The 16,283-nt window shown below is 72.1% G+C and carries 15 protein-coding genes; 6 read left to right on the top strand and 9 right to left on the bottom strand.

Annotation, left to right across the window (positions count from 1 at the left end; translation table 11 throughout):
- Positions 1-52: 52 nt before the first annotated feature.
- On the bottom strand, positions 53-904 hold the full coding sequence (locus ACKUU6_RS31005; RefSeq protein ID WP_407991878.1) for a class I SAM-dependent methyltransferase: 852 nt from the start codon (positions 902-904) through the stop codon (positions 53-55).
- A 117-nt stretch (positions 905-1,021) separates the two neighbouring features.
- Between ACKUU6_RS31005 and ACKUU6_RS31000 the strand changes: the two genes are divergently transcribed.
- A complete protein-coding gene (locus tag ACKUU6_RS31000; protein WP_407991877.1) occupies positions 1,022-1,606 on the top strand; it encodes a TetR/AcrR family transcriptional regulator in 585 nt (194 codons plus the stop codon).
- A gap of 47 nt (positions 1,607-1,653) precedes the next feature.
- Here ACKUU6_RS31000 and ACKUU6_RS30995 read toward each other — a convergent pair whose 3' ends face one another.
- Positions 1,654-1,983 carry a winged helix-turn-helix transcriptional regulator gene (locus ACKUU6_RS30995; RefSeq protein ID WP_407992290.1) on the bottom strand — a complete coding sequence of 110 codons (330 nt, stop codon included), beginning with the start codon at positions 1,981-1,983 and terminating at the stop codon, positions 1,654-1,656.
- A 312-nt stretch (positions 1,984-2,295) separates the two neighbouring features.
- Here ACKUU6_RS30995 and ACKUU6_RS30990 point away from each other — a divergent pair, with 312 nt between their 5' ends.
- Positions 2,296-3,429 carry a serine hydrolase domain-containing protein gene (locus ACKUU6_RS30990; protein ID WP_407991876.1) on the top strand — a complete coding sequence of 378 codons (1,134 nt, stop codon included), beginning with the start codon at positions 2,296-2,298 and terminating at the stop codon, positions 3,427-3,429.
- Between the two features lie 27 nt (positions 3,430-3,456).
- On the opposite strand, the gene ACKUU6_RS30985 is transcribed toward ACKUU6_RS30990, so the two are convergent.
- Both ACKUU6_RS30985 and ACKUU6_RS30980 read right to left on the bottom strand, forming a co-directional pair.
- Positions 3,457-5,124 carry a PHP domain-containing protein gene (locus ACKUU6_RS30985; protein WP_407991875.1) on the bottom strand — a complete coding sequence of 556 codons (1,668 nt, stop codon included), beginning with the start codon at positions 5,122-5,124 and terminating at the stop codon, positions 3,457-3,459.
- Positions 5,125-5,143: 19 nt separating this feature from the next.
- The gene (locus ACKUU6_RS30980; RefSeq protein WP_407991874.1) at positions 5,144-6,967 is read right to left on the bottom strand and encodes a LamG-like jellyroll fold domain-containing protein; all 1,824 of its coding nucleotides are present in this window, start codon (positions 6,965-6,967) and stop codon (positions 5,144-5,146) included.
- A gap of 132 nt (positions 6,968-7,099) precedes the next feature.
- Between ACKUU6_RS30980 and ACKUU6_RS30975 the strand changes: the two genes are divergently transcribed.
- Entirely contained in the window at positions 7,100-7,477 is a 378-nt protein-coding gene (locus tag ACKUU6_RS30975; protein WP_407991873.1) for a hypothetical protein, read from the top strand.
- 100 nt (positions 7,478-7,577) lie between these two features.
- On the opposite strand, the gene ACKUU6_RS30970 is transcribed toward ACKUU6_RS30975, so the two are convergent.
- Together ACKUU6_RS30970 and ACKUU6_RS30965 are read right to left on the bottom strand one after the other, a co-directional pair.
- Positions 7,578-8,762 carry an acyl-CoA dehydrogenase family protein gene (locus ACKUU6_RS30970; RefSeq protein WP_407991872.1) on the bottom strand — a complete coding sequence of 395 codons (1,185 nt, stop codon included), beginning with the start codon at positions 8,760-8,762 and terminating at the stop codon, positions 7,578-7,580.
- A 540-nt stretch (positions 8,763-9,302) separates the two neighbouring features.
- Positions 9,303-10,304, bottom strand: coding sequence for an alpha/beta fold hydrolase (locus ACKUU6_RS30965; protein WP_407991871.1), 1,002 nt, complete (start codon positions 10,302-10,304; stop codon positions 9,303-9,305).
- A gap of 160 nt (positions 10,305-10,464) precedes the next feature.
- Here ACKUU6_RS30965 and ACKUU6_RS30960 point away from each other — a divergent pair, with 160 nt between their 5' ends.
- The 3 genes from ACKUU6_RS30960 to ACKUU6_RS30950 all read left to right on the top strand — a co-directional run bounded on the left by ACKUU6_RS30960 (position 10,465) and on the right by ACKUU6_RS30950 (position 12,917).
- A complete protein-coding gene (locus tag ACKUU6_RS30960; RefSeq protein WP_407991870.1) occupies positions 10,465-11,349 on the top strand; it encodes a hypothetical protein in 885 nt (294 codons plus the stop codon).
- Between the two features lie 63 nt (positions 11,350-11,412).
- A complete protein-coding gene (locus ACKUU6_RS30955) occupies positions 11,413-12,189 on the top strand; it encodes an SDR family NAD(P)-dependent oxidoreductase (RefSeq protein WP_407992289.1) in 777 nt (258 codons plus the stop codon).
- Positions 12,189-12,917, top strand: coding sequence for a polysaccharide deacetylase family protein (locus tag ACKUU6_RS30950; protein ID WP_407991869.1), 729 nt, complete (start codon positions 12,189-12,191; stop codon positions 12,915-12,917). Before ACKUU6_RS30955 ends, ACKUU6_RS30950 begins: the two co-directional genes overlap by 1 nt.
- 13 nt (positions 12,918-12,930) lie before the next feature.
- Here ACKUU6_RS30950 and ACKUU6_RS30945 read toward each other — a convergent pair whose 3' ends face one another.
- Genes ACKUU6_RS30945 through ACKUU6_RS30935 form a run of 3 tightly spaced genes read right to left on the bottom strand, consistent with a single transcriptional unit; the run spans position 12,931 to position 16,138 of the window.
- Entirely contained in the window at positions 12,931-14,040 is a 1,110-nt protein-coding gene (locus ACKUU6_RS30945; RefSeq protein WP_407991868.1) for an MGDG synthase family glycosyltransferase, read from the bottom strand.
- Positions 14,041-14,062: 22 nt separating this feature from the next.
- Positions 14,063-15,004, bottom strand: coding sequence for an NAD-dependent epimerase/dehydratase family protein (locus ACKUU6_RS30940; RefSeq protein WP_407991867.1), 942 nt, complete (start codon positions 15,002-15,004; stop codon positions 14,063-14,065).
- Positions 15,005-15,013: 9 nt separating this feature from the next.
- Entirely contained in the window at positions 15,014-16,138 is a 1,125-nt protein-coding gene (locus ACKUU6_RS30935) for a DegT/DnrJ/EryC1/StrS family aminotransferase (protein WP_407991866.1), read from the bottom strand.
- Positions 16,139-16,283 lie beyond the last annotated feature (145 nt).

Genomic DNA, 16,283 nt, shown 5'->3' with positions numbered 1-16,283 from the left:
GGTCGGCCGGTCGTCTCGCTCCCGCGTCGACCGGCTGACCCACCACGGACCGTCAGACATTCGGTACGGTGCCGGTGAGCAGCCAACCCGTGCTGCGCAACCGCAGGACGCCGTCGACTTCGTGACGCTTCAGCACCGCGGTCAGTCGAGCCCGGGCGCGGACGCCTACGCCGGGACCCGCCTGGGCAAGGAGGTGGCGGCCGGGACCGGAGTCAAGGAGGAAGCGCGCCGCGTCGGCCGCGTCACGGCCCCAGGTCCCGTACTCCGTCACATGCGTGGCGCGGACGTCACGGAGCCCGGCCCCGCGCAGCAGTGCTGCCGCTGCACCGGGGACGGAGAGTGAGAACATACCGGGTCCGCCGGGCTCACCGAAGCCCTCCAGTGGCAGCAGGTCACCGAGGGCAGTCAGTGCGGTGAGCCACTCGTTACCCTCGGGCTCGGCAGCACAGAGCAGCGTCACGCGACCGCCGGGACGCAGTGCGGCAACGAGATTGGCGAACGCGGCGGCGGGATCGGCGAAGAACATGATGCCGAAGCGGCTGATGGCGAGATCGAAGGCGCCACGCGTGATCGGGTGGACCTGCGCATCGCCGTGCTCGAAGCGAACGTTCGTCAAGCCTTCGTCCTCAGCACTCGCCCGGGCGCGTTCCAGCATGGGCGCAGAGAGGTCGAGGCCCAGCGCGTGGCCTCCCGGCGCCACCGCGCGCGCGGCCTGCCGGGTGGTGGAGCCGGCCCCGCAGCCGATGTCGAGGACCCGCTCGCCAGGCGCGATTGCCGCGGCGCCGAACAGTGGCCGATCGAAGCCGGCGTTGACGGCATCCCAGCGGTCCTGGTGAGTGGCCCAATGGGCGCCCTCGTAGCCGTTCCACGCCTGCGCCTGGGTGGTGTTCTCGATGTCCTGCATGAGAGAGAACCTCCTGCTGAAGGGAGTGTCCAGGGGACGACCCCTAGAATGGGCGTACGCCCAAACAGTATGGGCAACCGCCCATACTGGCAATTACCTGTCCTCGAGGAGCACTTGATGTCCCCACGTGGCGTGGCCCTCCCTGATCTCCGCGCGCGGCTCTTCGACGCGGCCGAGCGAATCCTGACCCGGGACGGCGCCGCCGCCCTGACCAGCCGGGCGATCACCGCCGAGGCGGACTGCGCGAAGGGGATCCTGCACACCCATTTCTCCGGGCTGGACGAGTTCGTGGCAGAGCTCGTGCTGGACCGGTTCACCCGCTCCGCCACGCTCGCAGCGGCACTCCCGGCCAGAGCGGGCGGTGGTCCGGTGGTCGGAAATCTGATGGAGGCAGCCCTGGGAATCCTCTCGCTCGATCCCGGAGTCGTCGGCCTGGCGGTGACCCGACCGGCGGCAGCCCAGCGGGTTCGCGAGGCCTGGGCCGACGGCGCCCCCGGCTGGGACGCCGTTCAGGCGTCGATCGGGGCGTATCTGGACGCCGAGAAGAGCCTGGGGCGGATCAGGCCCGGCACCGATACCGGATCGGTCGCACTGGCTCTCGTGGGCACGCTGCACCATCTCCTGATGACCGGCCGCCCTGGCGCCGCCGCCCCACGGGAACAGCTGGAGCGACTGGTCCACGCCCTGCTCGATCCGTCATGAACGACGAACGGACACCTTAGCGGCGCAGCACTGCAGCTCCCTGCCGATCACAGCTCCAGCGTCGGCTTCGGGCCCTGGCGGCCCCAGCGAGGCGAGTGGATCTCCAGCCCGATGTCCGGGTTGCGCACCTCCGCCCCGCAGGTGCGACAGGTCCAGGCCGCGTCGAGCGGATGGTCGGGGTGGTCCGGCCGGTCCGCCGGGTGGTGCCGCAGGACCGCCCGGGGGCTCCGGGGGCAGCCAGCGGTCGCCCAGGCGAGCAGTGCCTGGGCCGGCGGGGTGAGGTCCAGTCCGGCGTCGGTGAGGTGGTACTCGTAGCGCGGGAGGCTGCGCCGGCTGTAGGCGCGGCGCTCTACCACTCCCACCTCCAGCCGGCGCAGCCTCCCTACTCGCGAGTGCCCAGCGCAGGGCGGCGGCAGGTGGTCCCTCCTGAGCCTGGGAGCGGCACCGCGGTGCGGGCCTGCCTGGCATGACCCTGATGGCGGGTCAGGGAAAGGGCCCGGGTACGGTCGGGGTTGATTCCCGATGGCGGTGCGACGGAGGTCGGACAGACTCGGTCACGAAGCAAGCGAGTGACGACGAGTCTGGAGTGTTGAAACGTGAACACCACTGTGCGCAGCCGACGTTGGGCCCATCTCGCGGTTGCGGGAGCGATGCTGGCCGCTGCCGTCGTGGGTGCGGGTGGGCCGGCCATGGCTGCGCCCGTCCCCGCGCCGGCGTCCGGCTCGTCCGCCGCCGCCCTGCCCCCGCTCGACCGGGAGGCGATCCGGCAGGTGGTCGCCGGCTTCCCGAACGCCGACATCAACGGTGCGCTGGTGCGCATCGCTGGCAGCGGTGGGCAGTTCGAGACGTCGGGGGGTGTCGGTGACAAGGCGACGGGGAAGGCGCCGGACCCGGAGGGCAGGTTCCGGATCGGGTCGATCTCCAAGGTGTTCACCGCCACCGTGGTGCTGCAACTGGTTGCGGAGCACCGGCTGGACCTGGACGGTACCGTCCAGCAGTACCTGCCGGGTCTGCTGCCCGCCAACTTCCCGCCGGTCAAGGTCGGCCAACTCCTGAACCACACCTCGGGTCTGCCGCACGGCACCAGTGGTGCCTGGGGCGACGGCACGGCGGCCTGGTTCGTCGACCACCGGTTCGACAGCTGGACGCCCGCACAGGTGGTCGCCACCCTCGCGGGCGAGCAGACGATCTTCGCGCCGGGCACCGGCCAGCAGTACAACGGCTTCAACACCTTCATCGCGGGCCTGCTGATCGAGAAGGCCACCGGCCACTCGTACGCGCACGAGGTCAAGCACCGGATCATCCAGCCGCTGCACCTGCGCGACACGGCCGTCCCTGACCGCCAGGACCCGCGGCTGGCCGACCCGGCGGCCCACGCCTACCTGACCGTGCCCGACGCGGACGGCACGAGTCACCAGGTGGACGTCACCGAGCAGAGCCCGTGGCCGTGGGCCGAGGGCGGACTGATCTCCAGCGCGCCCGACCTCGACCGCTTCCTCACCGCCCTGTTCCAGGGCCGGCTGCTGCCCGCGGCCCAGCAGGAGCTGCTGTTCACCGTCCCCGACGTGCCCAACGTGGACAACCCGCAGTGCCGCCCCGGCCAGGAGCGGGCCTGCATGAGCACCGGCCTGGTACGCACGGAGATCAACGGGGTCACCCTCTGGGGCAAGACGGGTTCGCGCCCCGGCTGGACCAGCGGGGTGTTCGCCACCCGCGACCTGCAGCGGCGGATGGTCTACTCGTTCAACCCGACGAGCGTCCAGGGCGCCGACATGCGGTACATCCTCCAGCTCGCCAACGCGGTGATCCCGGCCCCCAGGTAGCTTCTCCCGGGCGTCCCTGACGGAGCGTCAGACCCCCACCACGTCGACGAAGACGGGGTTTGAGTAGAACCACGTGTCCGCCCAGGGGTCTCCGTCTCCGGGCTGGTGGGGGATCGGACCGTGCGGGTCGACGGAGGCGCCGAGGTAGCCCGCACCGTGGCGGTTGCCGTCGCTGCCGCGCAGCCGGAGGTAGAAGGAGCTGTCCCCGGCGGTCAGCGGGATGCGCAGGGTGTAGGTCCCCTTCCGGCCGGACACGTCCTCCGTCCGTACCACCTTGGTGTCCGGCGCCTTCCAGGTGTCCCGGTCCGCCGCCGGGCCGCGCACCGCGCCCCGGACCACGTCCACGTGCGCCAACTCGGGCAGGATTCCCTGGGGGTTGGGGCGGGAGGCGGTCGTCACCGTGACGTTGAGCGTCAGCCTCTCGCCCTTGCGCACCCGCAGCCGGCCGCCCAGCGTGACGCCCGTACCGAAGTCGCAGTCACGCTTCAGGCGGACGTCGAGGCCGTCGAGCAGATGACCGTGGTCCAGCCAGACCCGGCCGGCGCGCAGGCCCGCCATCACCGCGCCGTACCCGTAGCGGGTGACGCCGACGTGGGTGCGGCTGAACTGGCCCGGCCAGAAGTCGCTGCCCGGCTGCGGGCTCGCGGTGTCGACCGGGTCGGGCAGCTTGCCGGTGTTGTCGAAGTCCTCGCCCGGCTGCCAGTCGCCGTTCTTGAAGGTGTCGAAGACGATGCGGTGGGCGTCGGAGTTGGTGGTGACGGAGAACAACCTGCCCTCGGAGAGCATCGCGTCCCACAGTCCGCCGACGGTCGCGGTCGCCCAGTCGAAGCCGCCGTACGTGAGGTACGCCCCCGCCGGGTAGCCGGCCCAGGACTGGGCCGACGGCTTGTTCTCGTACTCGCCCCGGATCGAGGTGGCTGCGCGCCGCCCGGGGAGCGCGGCACCCTGGGCGCCGGGCGCACCCTCCATGCCGATCATGATCTCGGGGGCGGCGTCCCGCCAGTTCCGCAGCTCGTGCGGTGAGTCGATGCCGAGGCGCAGCGGGTGGTTGGCGAGGACGAGGACGTCGTCGACGTAGCCGCTGCGGCGCTGTTCGGCCAGCCACTGGATGGCCTGGACGGCGTGGGCCTCGTTGCGGGCGGTGTCCGCACCGCCGGCCGAGCCGTCGGTGTAGCCGAGCAGCTTGCCGTCGTAGGCGGACTCGAACCAGGTGAGGAGGTCGACCTCGTGCGGGCCGGGCGCGGCGAAGACCGTGCAGTGCTCGGCCGCCGGGACGTACCACTCCAGGCCCTGGAAGATCAGCTGGCGCGGGTTCTCGGCCCGGGCCTTGAGGATCTCCTCGTGCTCCAGCGCGGCCCCGTACTGCGCGTGCCCGAAGTTGGAGTGCTCGGTGAACACCATCCAGTCGAGGCCGTACTTGGCGCCTGCGGCGGCCAGTTGGGAGAACGTGTACTTGGCGTCGTGGCTGTAGACGGAGTGGATGTGGTGATCGCCCACGAGATAGGCGAGGCGGGGGTCGTGGCCGCCGTGGCGCCGGTCGGCAGCGGCGGCGGGGACGGCCGCCGGGCCGAGCGCGAAGGCGGCGCCGAACAGGCCCGCGCGGCGCAGGAGCGCGCGGCGGGAGACGCCCTGGGCGTCGAGGGCGGCCGGCGGGACGGACTGGTCGGCCCAGGCGGGCAGGCGTTGCTCGGTCATGGTGATCCTCGTGGACGGGTCAGTGGTTCATGAAGGAGGTGACGGGCAGCGCCCGTGCGACGATCCGGACATCGCCGAGCCGCCCGTGCAGGACCTGGTCGATCCGGCCCGCGTACTCGTAGCCGCCGAGCAGCCACGGCAGTCCCACGGCGGTGATGCCGACGGCCGGTGCCTTCGGATTGCGGACGACCGGGCAGCCCTCGACGTACAGCGTGGTGTGCTCGCCGTCGTTGACGACCGCCAGGTGCCGCCAGGTCTCCAGCGGCGTCTCCTGGCCCCAGTTGGTGACGATGCCCTGCTGGTTGAGCGGGCGCATGGCCCACTGCGGCTCGCGGTCGTTGGAGAGGGACAGCGTGGCGAGCGGCTCGTCGGGGTCGTCGGCGGTCTTGCCGGCCGCGCCGCCCGTGCCGGTACGGCTGACGATGCCGGACCAGGCGTGGTGGGACGGGTCCCAGTCGGCGGGGAGGCGGTAGAACGCCTCGATGGTGTAACCGTTTCTGAACGTCTCCGAGTTGAGGGCGGCGCCGTCGACCGTGCGCAGGTACGCGCCCGTCAGCGGGGACTTGACGCCCTGGAACTCCAGGCTGCCGTGGCCGGGCTGGTCGGGGTGGTGGTCGGCCGACCAGCCCAGCGTGCCGCCGCCCACCGTGACCAGCGAGAGGTCGTTGCCGCGACCGGACAGGTCACGGACGGTACCGGCCACCGCCGTGTCGAAGCGCCAGTACGCCGCCGTGCCCGGGATCAGGACCTTCGACGCGGGCCGCGCCGGACGCGCCGGTACCGGATCGAAGCCCGCGAAGCGGTCGGCGAAGTCGATGCCGACCGTGAACCGGTCGGCGTCGCCGCTCAGTTCGATCTCCTGCCGCTCCAGCTCGTTGAGCTCCTTCGCGGCCCTGCCCAGGATCCACGGGGAGACGGTCTCCACGTCGATGACGTTCCGGTCCAGGTCGAAGCGGTACAGGCGGATCATCGCCGCGCCGCCGAAGTAGCGGTTCTGGTAGTTCGTCAGGTGCAGATGGACGTCATGTCCGGCCGCGTTCTTGCGCGTCGCGCGGGCGGCGGGCCAGTAGTGCCCGTTGAGGGTGAGGAAGATCTGGTCGTGGTCCTTGACGAGCTGGTCCCACAGCTGGCCGCCGTAGGCCGACAGGGCGCCGTCGGCGCCGACCAGTTCGTGCGTGGTGAGGATGACCGGGGTCCTCGGGTGTTGGGCGAGGACGTCCTTCACCCAGGCGTACCCCTGTCCCGAGAGCCGCCAGTCGAGAGCCAGCACCATCCACTCCCGGCCGCCCGCCCTGAAGAGGTGGAAGGTGTTGTAGCCATCGGGCGAGGCCCCGCCGTACGTCGGCCTGTCCTGGAACCGCTGCGGACCGAAGGCGTCCAGGTACGGCGTCGGGCCGCGCCGATCGTCGGTCGACGACTTCACGTCGTGGTTGCCGGCGAGGACGCTGTAGCCGACGCCCCGCCGGTCGAGCAGCTTGAACGCCTCGCCGATCGCGGTGAATTCGGCCCGGGCGCCGTTCTGGGTCAGATCGCCGAGGTGCGACAGGAAGACGATGTTCTCGTCCTTGCCGTGCTCCAGCAGATAGCGCAGTGACGCCTCCACCGGGCCCTTGTCGATGCTCGTCCCGTCGAAGAGGTACTGGGTGTCAGGCATGACGGCGAGCGTGAAGCGCCGACTGTCCGGCTCAGGCGCCCGGTGGCTCTCCGCAGCTGCCGGCGCCGTCGGCAGTGCGAGACCGGCCGTGGCGGCGGCGCCCAGCAGCGCGGTCGCCCGCAGGAAACCGCGTCGTCCGGCGTCGGCCTGCGCGGCCTCGGCCCGGTCGTGAGGATGCGAAGTGCACACGTGTGCTCCGTAGGAAGGGCCCGTGAGAAGGAGGGGAGCGGGGCTCGATGCCCGCCTGGGGTCGTTCGCGATGAACGCACCGTCCGCCCGGAGCCGCCGCAGGCCCGGGCCAAGCTCGGCGGGGTCGTTGTCATGGCGCCCGGCGCCCCCACGCCCGACCGGTCTTCCGTCGTTCACACGCTGGACAATGCCGTGGTCGCAGGACTCCCGGATGAACCCGCCCTGAAAACCTGGGGTTGCCTCGATGGCAGCCCGACGATCGCGGCCGCGCCGGTGGGCGACCGTGGACAGCCCTGGGTGCAGAACGTCGATGAGCAGCGGTTCCTGGGAACGTTCCGGCTTCTGCCCGACCGGGATCCGGATCTCGTCCTCTCGACGCACCTGCCGCCGGCTCCGGGGATCACCGGACCGATGATCGACACGCTGGGGTCGGCGGCCGGTTCTGCTCCCTTCGAGGGGCCGGACCAGGCGGCGCTGAAGCAGATGCTCGCCGGGTTCGAACCGGCATGACGCGGTGTGGGAGTGCGACGCCCGGTGCCGGAGTGGCGTTGGGGGCATGCCTCTCCGGTCATGCGGCTGAGCCGCATGACCGGAGAGGAGCGGTCGTTGTCTACAGCAGGTCGGTGTTGGGCTCCAGGCCGCACAGGATGCGGCCGTAGGTCTCCGCAACCGTGTTCGGGTGCAGGACGCCGTTGAGGTTGAGGGCCTGGATGTCGCGCTCGATGCGCTGCATCGGCTGGTCCGAGTAGATGGACGAGCCGCCGCTCGCGGTGTTGAGGACGTCCACCGCCTCCTTGGCACGCAGGCAGGCGGTTGCCGCGTCCATCTTCGACAGGGCGCGCTCCTGGAGCGACCACTGCTCCCCCGCGCGGACCTTGGTGTCCAGGCGCTCGGCGGCGCGGGTCACGTGGAACTCCGCCTCGTCGATCTTCATCGCCGCCTCCGCCACCTGGAGGTGGGTCAGCGGCGCTTCGGCCTGCCGCTCGTAGTGGGTGTAGGCGATCTTGCGGGTGGGCAGCTTCTCGAAGAACGCCTCCCGCGCCGCCTTCGCCATGCCCACCGCCGAGGAACTGGTCACCGCGGTGGCGTGCGGCACGAACGGGAGCTTCCAGGTGAGGGAGTCGGCGTTCAGCTTCGAGGCGTGCTGGCCGTTCGTCATCACGGGGATCATCGGCAGGACGCGGGCCTGGGGCACGAAGAGGTCCTGCGCGATGGTGGTGACGCTGCCGGTGGCCCGCAGGCCGGCGGTGTGCCAGTCGTCGACGATCGTCAGCTCCGACATCGGGACCGCGATCGTGGCGGGCACGTACCCGCCCTCGCCGTCCGCCAGCAGTACGGAGTGCATGTCCCACTGGCTGTGCGGCGCACCGGAGACGAAGTGCCAGCGGCCGTTGAGGACCACGCCGCCGTCGGTGGGCGTGGCGATGCCCGAGGGGTTCACGCCACCACAGATCCGCACGCCCGGGTCGGCGAAGATCTCGTCCTGGACCTCGTCGGGGAACAGCCCCGCCAGCCAGGATCCCATCGTGAACGTGCTGATCGTCCACCCCACGGCGCCGTCGCCCCGTGCGAGTTCGGAGATCACCGCGGACACCGTCCGTACGTCCGACTCCAGGCCGCCGTAGCGCACCGGGACCCGCATCTTCATGATCCCGGCGTCGGTGACCGCCTGGAGCACCTCCTCGTGCAGGACCCGGTTCTCCTCCTGCCACGGGACGTGCTTGCGAATCACCTCGACCAGGTCCGTCGCCCGGCCGACGAGGTCGGCCTGCGTGGGCGCCTCATTGATCGTCATCTGTGCTCCTCCATACGATGACAGGGACAGGAAAGAGTGGAGCGGGAACTCCGTCATGCGTGGCGCTGTCCACGCGGGACCGTTCAGCGGGCCGTACCCGCTGTCCGGGCGGTGATTCGCCGTCGATCGGGAGCAACTCTGGCAGGGCCGCACACCCCCGCACTTCTCCCATGTTGCCGAGTCCAGGAAAACCATTTCCGGACGGGCGGAATACATGAACCGGAGAATGTCCACGGGCAATTCCAAGCCCGAGTGATGGCCTTTCACAGCTGCGACGGAAAATCGGGAGAGCGTACGGCCGACAAAAGCAAAGGGCAGAGTTTTCAGGCAGCAGTAGCAGCCCCCCGCAAAGGCGTGACTCCTCGCGACAGGCGGAAACCGCCGCCACCCCCATCAGGACCGCGAGGGGTGCGAGGGCCGTGGAAACCGGCTCTCACACCCCTCGCCATGCCGGAATTCCCCCCGGCAACCAGCCCTCGGTTCAACGCGGGTTACCGCCGCCGCACCACCCCTGCCGACGACAGTGCCTGACCACCGTTGCTAGAGGCCGCCCACGAACTTCAGCAGCTCCGTGTTGACCTCCTCCGGCCGCTCCTGCTGCGTCCAGTGCCCCACTCCGGGCAGCGCCACCGTACGCGTCAGACTGGGCACGAACATCTGTAGGTTGGCGATGAGCTGATCCATGCCCGGCAGCTGGACACTGCCGTCCCGCTCACCGTGCATGTACAGCGCCGGGACGGTCACCGGCGCGCCCTGCCACGGGGCCGTCAGTTCCCAGCTCAGGTCCATAGTCCGCCACCAGTTCAGACCGCCGGAGAAGCCCGTGCGTGCGAAGTCGGCGGCGTACACGTCGAGATCGGCCTCGGTCAGCCAGAGCGGCAGCGCACCCGCCTCCGGCAGGAGGTCGAGGAAGGCACCGCCCTCGGGCACCACCGGCAGCACGGGTGCCTCGGCCTGCGGCGAATCGCCGAAGCCCCACTGGAAGAGGCGCAGGACAGCCTCCCGCGCGTCCCGCGCCAGTTCGGCATCGGCCACACCGGGCTGCTGCAGGTAGTTCATGTAGAAGCCCGGGCCCAGCGCCTGCGTCATCCCGACCACGGCACTCACCGGACCCCGGGGCAGATAGGGCAGGCCCAGCGCGGCGACACCACGGATGCGGTCGGGCCGCAGCAGCGCCGTGTTCCAGGCGACCTGAGCCCCCCAGTCGTGGCCCACCAGCACCGCCTGCTCCGCACCGAGCGCGTCGAGCAGCCCGATGATGTCGCCCGCCAGGTGGAGCTGCGAGTACTGCTCGACGGCCTCGGGGCGGTCCGTCTGGCCGTAACCACGCTGGTCGGGAGCGACCACGTGATATCCGGCTGCCGCGAGAGCCGCGAACTGATGACGCCAGGAGTACCACGTCTCGGGGAAGCCGTGCAGCAGCACGACCAGCGGTCCCTCGCCCTGCTCGGCAATGTGCATCCGGATGCCGTTGCTCTGCACGAAACGGTGGCCGACCTCGGTTGTCCGGCCGCCGTCCGATGCCAACTGCGGATCATTCATGGCACGCCTTTCCCGTACTGGTGAGGGGGATTTCCCAAACCCTCCCACCGCACCCGCAGCCGCTCCTACTCCTGCCTTGCCCACCTCCACCACCGCTCCGGCCTGTGGCCGGCCCAGCGCTCGGCTGCGACGGACGAGGAGCGGCCCGACACTGGTGATGATGATCCTCGGACTCACCACCGCCCTCGTCGCGACCGTCTGCTTCGGCTTCGCGTCGGTCTTCCAGGCGCGCGGCGCCCGCGCCGTCGGCCGGGAGGCCGCGCTGCGCGCCGGGCTGATGGCCGGGCTGGCGCGCAACGGCGCGTTCGTGCTCGGCACGGCCATGGACGTCCTCGGCTTCGCGCTCAGCATCGTGGCGCTGCGCACCCTGCCGCTCTTCCTGGTCCAGGCCCTCACCAACGCCAGCCTCGCCGTCACGGCCGCGGCCGCCGTCTGGCTGCTCCGGGTCCGGCTCCGGCCGCGCGATCTGGTGGGGATCGCCGCCGTGGTGGCCGGTCTGATCCTGCTGGCGTTCACCGCCGGCACCCCGGGCCGGGACTCCGCCGGGCCGCTGTTCCACTACGCGCTGCTCGCGGCGACGCTGGTGATGCTGCTGCTCACCGCCCTGCTGACCCGCTGGAAGGGCGACTGGGTGGCGGCCGGGCAGGGCCTGCTGGCCGGGGTCGGCTTCGGCGTCACCAGCTTGGCGGTACGGGTCCTGGACGTCTCCGGGCCCGTCGCGGTGCTGTCGGACCCGGCCACGTACGCGCTGGCGCTCGGCGGCGTCGGCGGCTACCTGGCGTACGCGCTGGCGCTGCAGCGCGGTTCGGTCACTGCGGCTACTGCGGCTTCCAGCGTGTCCGAGACCTTCGGCCCCGGGCTGGTGGGCGTGGTGTGGCTGGGCGACCACGCCCGGGCCGGGCTCGGCTGGCTCGCGGTGGCGGGATTCCTGGTGGCCGTCGGCGGCATCTTCGCCCTCTCCCGCTTCGGCGAGGTCGGGCCCGAGGACGCTCCGACGGTCGCCCCCGCGCAGCTGGGTGAGAGGGCAGTGCCGCCGGTCCGGTGAGAGGGTGGTGATCCCCGGCATGGCGGCTGCGGCCGCACCGCCGCACACGGTGGACAGGTGACCATGACTGACACCCCGCACACTCCTCCCACGCCGGAGGCCCCCGTCGCCCTGGTGACCGGTGCCTCCTCCGGCCTCGGCGCCGCGACGGCCGCCCGGCTGGCGGAGGCCGGCTGGCGCCTGCTGCTCTCCGGCACGGACGGCGCCCGGCTGGAGGCGGTCGCGGCCAGGACGGGAGGCCGCGCACTGGTGGCCGACCTCGCGGCTCCCGGCGGGACGGAGCAGCTCACGGACCGCGCCCTCGCGGCGCACGGGCGGGTCGACGTACTGATCGCCAACGCGGGCATCGGCTGGCGGGGCCCCTTCACCCGGATGCCCGTGGACGTCCTGGCCCGCATGGTCGAGGTGAACCTGACGGCCCCGCTCCGGCTCTCCCGGCTGCTGCTGCCCGGCATGCTGGAGCGCGGGCGGGGCCGGATCGTCCTGGTCGGCTCGATCGCGGGCGTGGTCGGGGTACGGGACGAGGCGGTCTACTCGGCCACCAAGGCTGCCCTGAACCTGTTCGCGGAGAGCCTGCGGTACGAGCTCCAGGGCAGCGGCGTGGGGGTCAGGGTGGTGCTTCCCGGGCCGGTCGACACGCCGTTCTTCGCCCGGCGGGGCACCCCGTACCAGCGGCAGCATCCGCGCCCGATCGCGCCGGAGCGGGTCGCCGACACCATCTTCAAGGCGGTCGGGAGCTCCCGCGACGAGTTCTTCGTCCCGGCCTGGTTCCGAGTGCCGGAGCGCCTGCACGCGGCCACGCCTCAGCTGTTCCGGCGGCTCAGCTCCCGGTTCGGCTGATGGGCGCCGGGCGTACCGCCCTGCTGGCGGGGGCCGCCACGGCCGCGGTCGAGGTCGCCCACCTGGCCCCGGCGGCCGCCAGGCTGGGACCGGTGCGCAGGCGGTTCTGCCGTGGGCTGGCCGGATACGGCACCGCCGGTCACGTGGCACTGACGTTCGACGACGGACCCGATCCGGCCGGCACGCCTCGCTTCCTCGACCGTCTGGACGCGCTCGGCGTCCGGGCCACCTTCTTCGTCCTCGGCAGCATGCTGGAACGCGCCCCCGAGCTGGGGCGCGAACTGGCCGCCCGGGGTCACGAGGTCGCCGTGCACGGCTGGTACCACCGCCCGCAGTGGCGCCCCTCCCCCGGGCGGGACGCGCGCGAACTCCGGCGCACCGTCGAGGCCGTCACCGCCCTCTGCGGCCGCCGGCCGGTCTGGTACCGCCCCCCGTACGGGGTACTCACCGCCGGGCTGCTCGCCGCCGCCCGGGAGCTGGAGCTGCGGCCCGTGCTCTGGACGGCCTGGGGCAAGGACTGGACCACCCGGGCGACCCCCGCCTCGGTCTACCGGACGCTCCGGCCCGACCTGTGCGGCGGGGCGACCGTTCTGCTGCACGACTCGGACTGCACCTCCGCGCCCGGGGCCTGGCGTTCCGCCCTGGGGGCCCTGCCGCTGGTGGCGGACCACTGCGGACGGCTGGGGTTGGAGCTCGGGCCGCTGCGCGACCACGGACTGACGGGCTGACGGCGCGCCAGGCTCATGAGCCGTCCACGCGCGCGACGTCCGCCAGGCCGACCCGGGCGAGCGCGGTGGCGAACCCCGCACGCCAGGCGTCCGGCGACGCACCGGCGGAGGGCGTCGGCGCGGGACGGCCCAGCGCGGCGAGGGCGTTGCGGACCACCTCCTCGGGTCCGGCCGAGGTGACGTCGGCGTGGCCCAGCTCCAGTTCGTGCTGGAGGTTGTCGCGGCCGTGGCCCTGCACCACGTCCAGCAGCAGCAGGCGGCGTCCGATGGCACGGGCCTCGCTGCAGGTGTCGCCGGAACTGGTGACGACCAGGTCGGCGGCGGCCATCAGCGCCGGGATGCGGTCGGTGTAGCCGAAGACGTGGAGGCCTGGTTGCCGCCGCGCGGCGGACCTCAGCCGGCTCTCCAACTCCTGGTTGCGCCCGGCCACGGCCAGGACGTGCGGCCCGGCCTCGGCCAGTGCCTCCGCCGTCCGGGCGATCGGGCCGAGTCCCCAGGCGCCGGACATCAGCAGGACGCACGGCACCTCGGCGGGGATGCCCAGCTCGTCACGGGCCCGGTCCCGGCCGGGCGGCCGGTAGAAGGCGGACCGCAGCGGCGGGGCTACCACCTCGATCGCGGCCTCAGGACGGTAGCGGCGGACGGCACACGCGGCGACCTCGGAGGTGACAAGGAACAGGTCGGTCCCGTCCTGCACCCAGAGCCGATGCGGCGTCACGTCCGTGCACAGCACCAGGTGGACCGTGTCGGGCAGGCTGCCGCGCAGCCGGTTGACCGCGGCGGTGGCGGTCGCGAAGACGGACACCACGAGCTCGGTCGGCTGCTCCGCCAGCACCTCCCGCAGGCGTGGGACCAGCCGGGCCCGCGCCGCCGCCTCGGCCAGCAGTGCGACCCGGGTGCCGGGCCGCAGCGCGGCGAAGTGGAAGGCGTCGTACACGCCGGGCAGGTCGAGCAGCCAGCGGAACAGTCCCTCCCCGACGGCCGAGCCGCGGGGGCCGAGCAGGGCCATCGCGTCGACCGTGCGGGTGGTCCAGCCGCGCTCGTGCAGCGAGTCGGCACAGGCCTGGGCCATCACGTCGTGGCCCTGGCCGAGTGATCCCGAGATGAGCAGTGCGTGCGGCATGGCGAACTCCCGGCGGGCGGTCTCAGTCGTTCGGTGGCTCCTGGGCGGCCGGGGAGCGGTACCAGTCGACGTAGCGGCGCACGCCTTCGGCGAACGGCGTGCGCGGCGACCAGTCCAGCAGCCGCTTGGCCTTGGCGTTGGAGATCCGCCGCGCGGTGTAGTCGGCGTCGCGGGCGGGGACGTGCTCGATGGTGACCGGGCCGAGCAGCTGGTCGACGGTGTCGGCGATCTCCCGGATCGAGACGGGCGTGGTGCCCTCCAGGGCGAAGGTCTGGTCCTGCGCGGCAGTGGAGAGAGCGCGGACGTGGGCGTCCGCCAGGTCCTCGACGTAGACGAAGTTGCGGGTCTGCGCACCGGTCCCGGCGATCGTGATGGGACGGCCCGCCAGGGCGGACTGCACGAAGCGGGCGATGACCAGTTCGTCACGCATTCGCGGTCCGTACGGGATGCCGTAGCGCAGGATGGTGAAGTGCTGCCCGTAGAGCTCGCGGTAGCTGTGCGCCACCAGCTCCGCCGCGAGCTTGCCGGCCACGTACAGGTGGCCGCTCCGGCCGAGGTCGATCGGCACGTCCTCGTCGAGTTCGGGGCCGGACCCGTCGGGCTCGCCCGCCGCGGCGCCGTACACCCAGACCGTGCTGGCCAGGACGGTGCGGCTGAGGCCGCTCCGGCGGGCCGCCTCGAGCACGCTGGTGGTGCCCTCGACGTTGAGCCGGACGGAGCGCACCGGATCGGCCTTGACCTGTTCGACGTCGGCCATCGCGGCCAGGTGGAAGACCACCTCGCTGCCCTCCAACGCCGCCGCCAGCCCGACCGGGTCCAGGATGTCGACCTGGGCGAACTCGGCCGCAAAGGGGAGGCGGCGGGACACCGCGTCCACCACCACGACCTCGTGACCGGCCGTCAGGAGCCGGTCGACCACGTGCGAGCCGATGAAACCGCAGCCTCCGGTGACCGCTACGCGCATGACGCTCCCTCACCCGGCCAGATCGACGTGGACCGCCGTGACGGCGGTGATGACCTGGTCGACCTCGTCGTCGGTCATGTCCGAGTGCACCGGCAGGCAGACGTGCCGGGCGCACACGTCCTCCGCGACCGGCAGCGAGCCGTGGGCCAGGTCGGCGAAGACCGGCTGGCGGTGCAGCGGGAGTTCGTAGACCTCGCCGGCGAGCCGGACGTCGAACCGTTCGCGCAGCTCGCTCTTGAACCGGGCCCGGTCGACCCCGGCCGGGAGCAGCACGACGTACTTGTAGAAGTTGCTCCGGCAGCCGGGCGGCTCGACCAGGGGATCGAGCCCGTCGAGCGGTGCGAGCGCGGCAGTGTAGCGCTCCGCCACCGAGCGGCGGACCTCGATGAACTCCTTAAGCCGCCGCAGGTGCACCTCGCCGATCGCCGCGTTCGGCTCGCTCAGCCGCCACGAGGCGCCGTGCCGGACGTGGAGGTTGGCGCCGAAGGTGCCCTTGCCCTGGTCCCGGTGGATCCGTGCCTCGTCCCGCAGCACGGCCGACTCGGTCAGGATCATCCCGCCCTCGCCGCTCGTGACCACCTTCGTCGGGTAGAACGAGAACGCCCCGGCCAGCCCGAACGACCCGGCCGGGCGCCCCAGGTAGCTGCATCCGTGCGCGTGGGCCGCGTCCTCGACCAGCGCGATGCCCCGGGCGTCGCAGAGCCGCCGCAGCTCGTCCACCGCCGGGGTGATCAACCCGCCGATGTGCACCAGCACCACGGCGGCCGTGTCCGCGGAGAGCGCCGCCTCGACGCTCTCGGTGCTCAGCGCGAAGGTCGACGCCTCGATGTCGGCGAGGACGGGCCTGCCGCCCGCGTGCACGACCGCCGCGGCAGTCGCGTAGAACGTGTTGGCCGGTACGACGACCTCGCGCCCCGCCACTCCCACGCAGCGCAGGGCGATCTCCAGTGCGGCGGTGCCGCTGGCGACCGCCACGGCGTGCGACGCCTCGTGGACGGCGGCGAAGGATGCCTCGAACCGCTCGGTCTGGGGGCCGAGCGTCAACGCCCCGGTGGACAGGCTCTCCGTCACCGCCGCCGCGACCGCCGCGCGGTCGCTCTCGCTGAACACCACTCGAGCGGGGGAAACGGCCATACGGCACCTCCGTCAGCCAGGACGAACTGGCACAAATCGACCAGAAGGACTCAGGCTACGGCGAACCGGCGGCAAATTCGCGGGACCTCCACGCCATGTCACCCGTCCGCCAGCATCAGGTGTCGACCGGGGCGCGGGTCGGTGC

The organism is Kitasatospora sp. CMC57 (genome assembly GCF_045866025.2).
Classification (GTDB): Bacteria; Actinomycetota; Actinomycetes; order Streptomycetales; family Streptomycetaceae; genus Kitasatospora.
The sequence above is the reverse complement of the archived record's forward strand: the minus strand, read 5'-3'. Positions and strand labels throughout refer to the sequence as shown.

Excerpts from the sequence above, each read along its gene's own strand:
- ACKUU6_RS30970 (WP_407991872.1), bottom strand. The coding sequence starts at position 8,762 with ATGACGATCAATGAGGCGCCCACGCAGGCCGACCTCGTCGGCCGGGCG.
- ACKUU6_RS30965 (WP_407991871.1), bottom strand. The coding sequence starts at position 10,304 with ATGAATGATCCGCAGTTGGCATCGGACGGCGGCCGGACAACCGAGGTC.
- ACKUU6_RS30940 (WP_407991867.1), bottom strand. The coding sequence starts at position 15,004 with ATGCGCGTAGCGGTCACCGGAGGCTGCGGTTTCATCGGCTCGCACGTG.
- ACKUU6_RS30975 (WP_407991873.1), top strand. The coding sequence starts at position 7,100 with ATGGCGCCCGGCGCCCCCACGCCCGACCGGTCTTCCGTCGTTCACACG.
- ACKUU6_RS30990 (WP_407991876.1), top strand. The coding sequence starts at position 2,296 with ATGGCTGCGCCCGTCCCCGCGCCGGCGTCCGGCTCGTCCGCCGCCGCC.
- ACKUU6_RS31000 (WP_407991877.1), top strand. The coding sequence starts at position 1,022 with ATGTCCCCACGTGGCGTGGCCCTCCCTGATCTCCGCGCGCGGCTCTTC.
- ACKUU6_RS30950 (WP_407991869.1), top strand. The coding sequence starts at position 12,189 with ATGGGCGCCGGGCGTACCGCCCTGCTGGCGGGGGCCGCCACGGCCGCG.
- ACKUU6_RS30985 (WP_407991875.1), bottom strand. The coding sequence starts at position 5,124 with ATGACCGAGCAACGCCTGCCCGCCTGGGCCGACCAGTCCGTCCCGCCG.
- ACKUU6_RS30960 (WP_407991870.1), top strand. The coding sequence starts at position 10,465 with ATGATCCTCGGACTCACCACCGCCCTCGTCGCGACCGTCTGCTTCGGC.
- ACKUU6_RS30945 (WP_407991868.1), bottom strand. The coding sequence starts at position 14,040 with ATGCCGCACGCACTGCTCATCTCGGGATCACTCGGCCAGGGCCACGAC.
- ACKUU6_RS30935 (WP_407991866.1), bottom strand. The coding sequence starts at position 16,138 with ATGGCCGTTTCCCCCGCTCGAGTGGTGTTCAGCGAGAGCGACCGCGCG.
- ACKUU6_RS30955 (WP_407992289.1), top strand. The coding sequence starts at position 11,413 with ATGACTGACACCCCGCACACTCCTCCCACGCCGGAGGCCCCCGTCGCC.
- ACKUU6_RS31005 (WP_407991878.1), bottom strand. The coding sequence starts at position 904 with ATGCAGGACATCGAGAACACCACCCAGGCGCAGGCGTGGAACGGCTAC.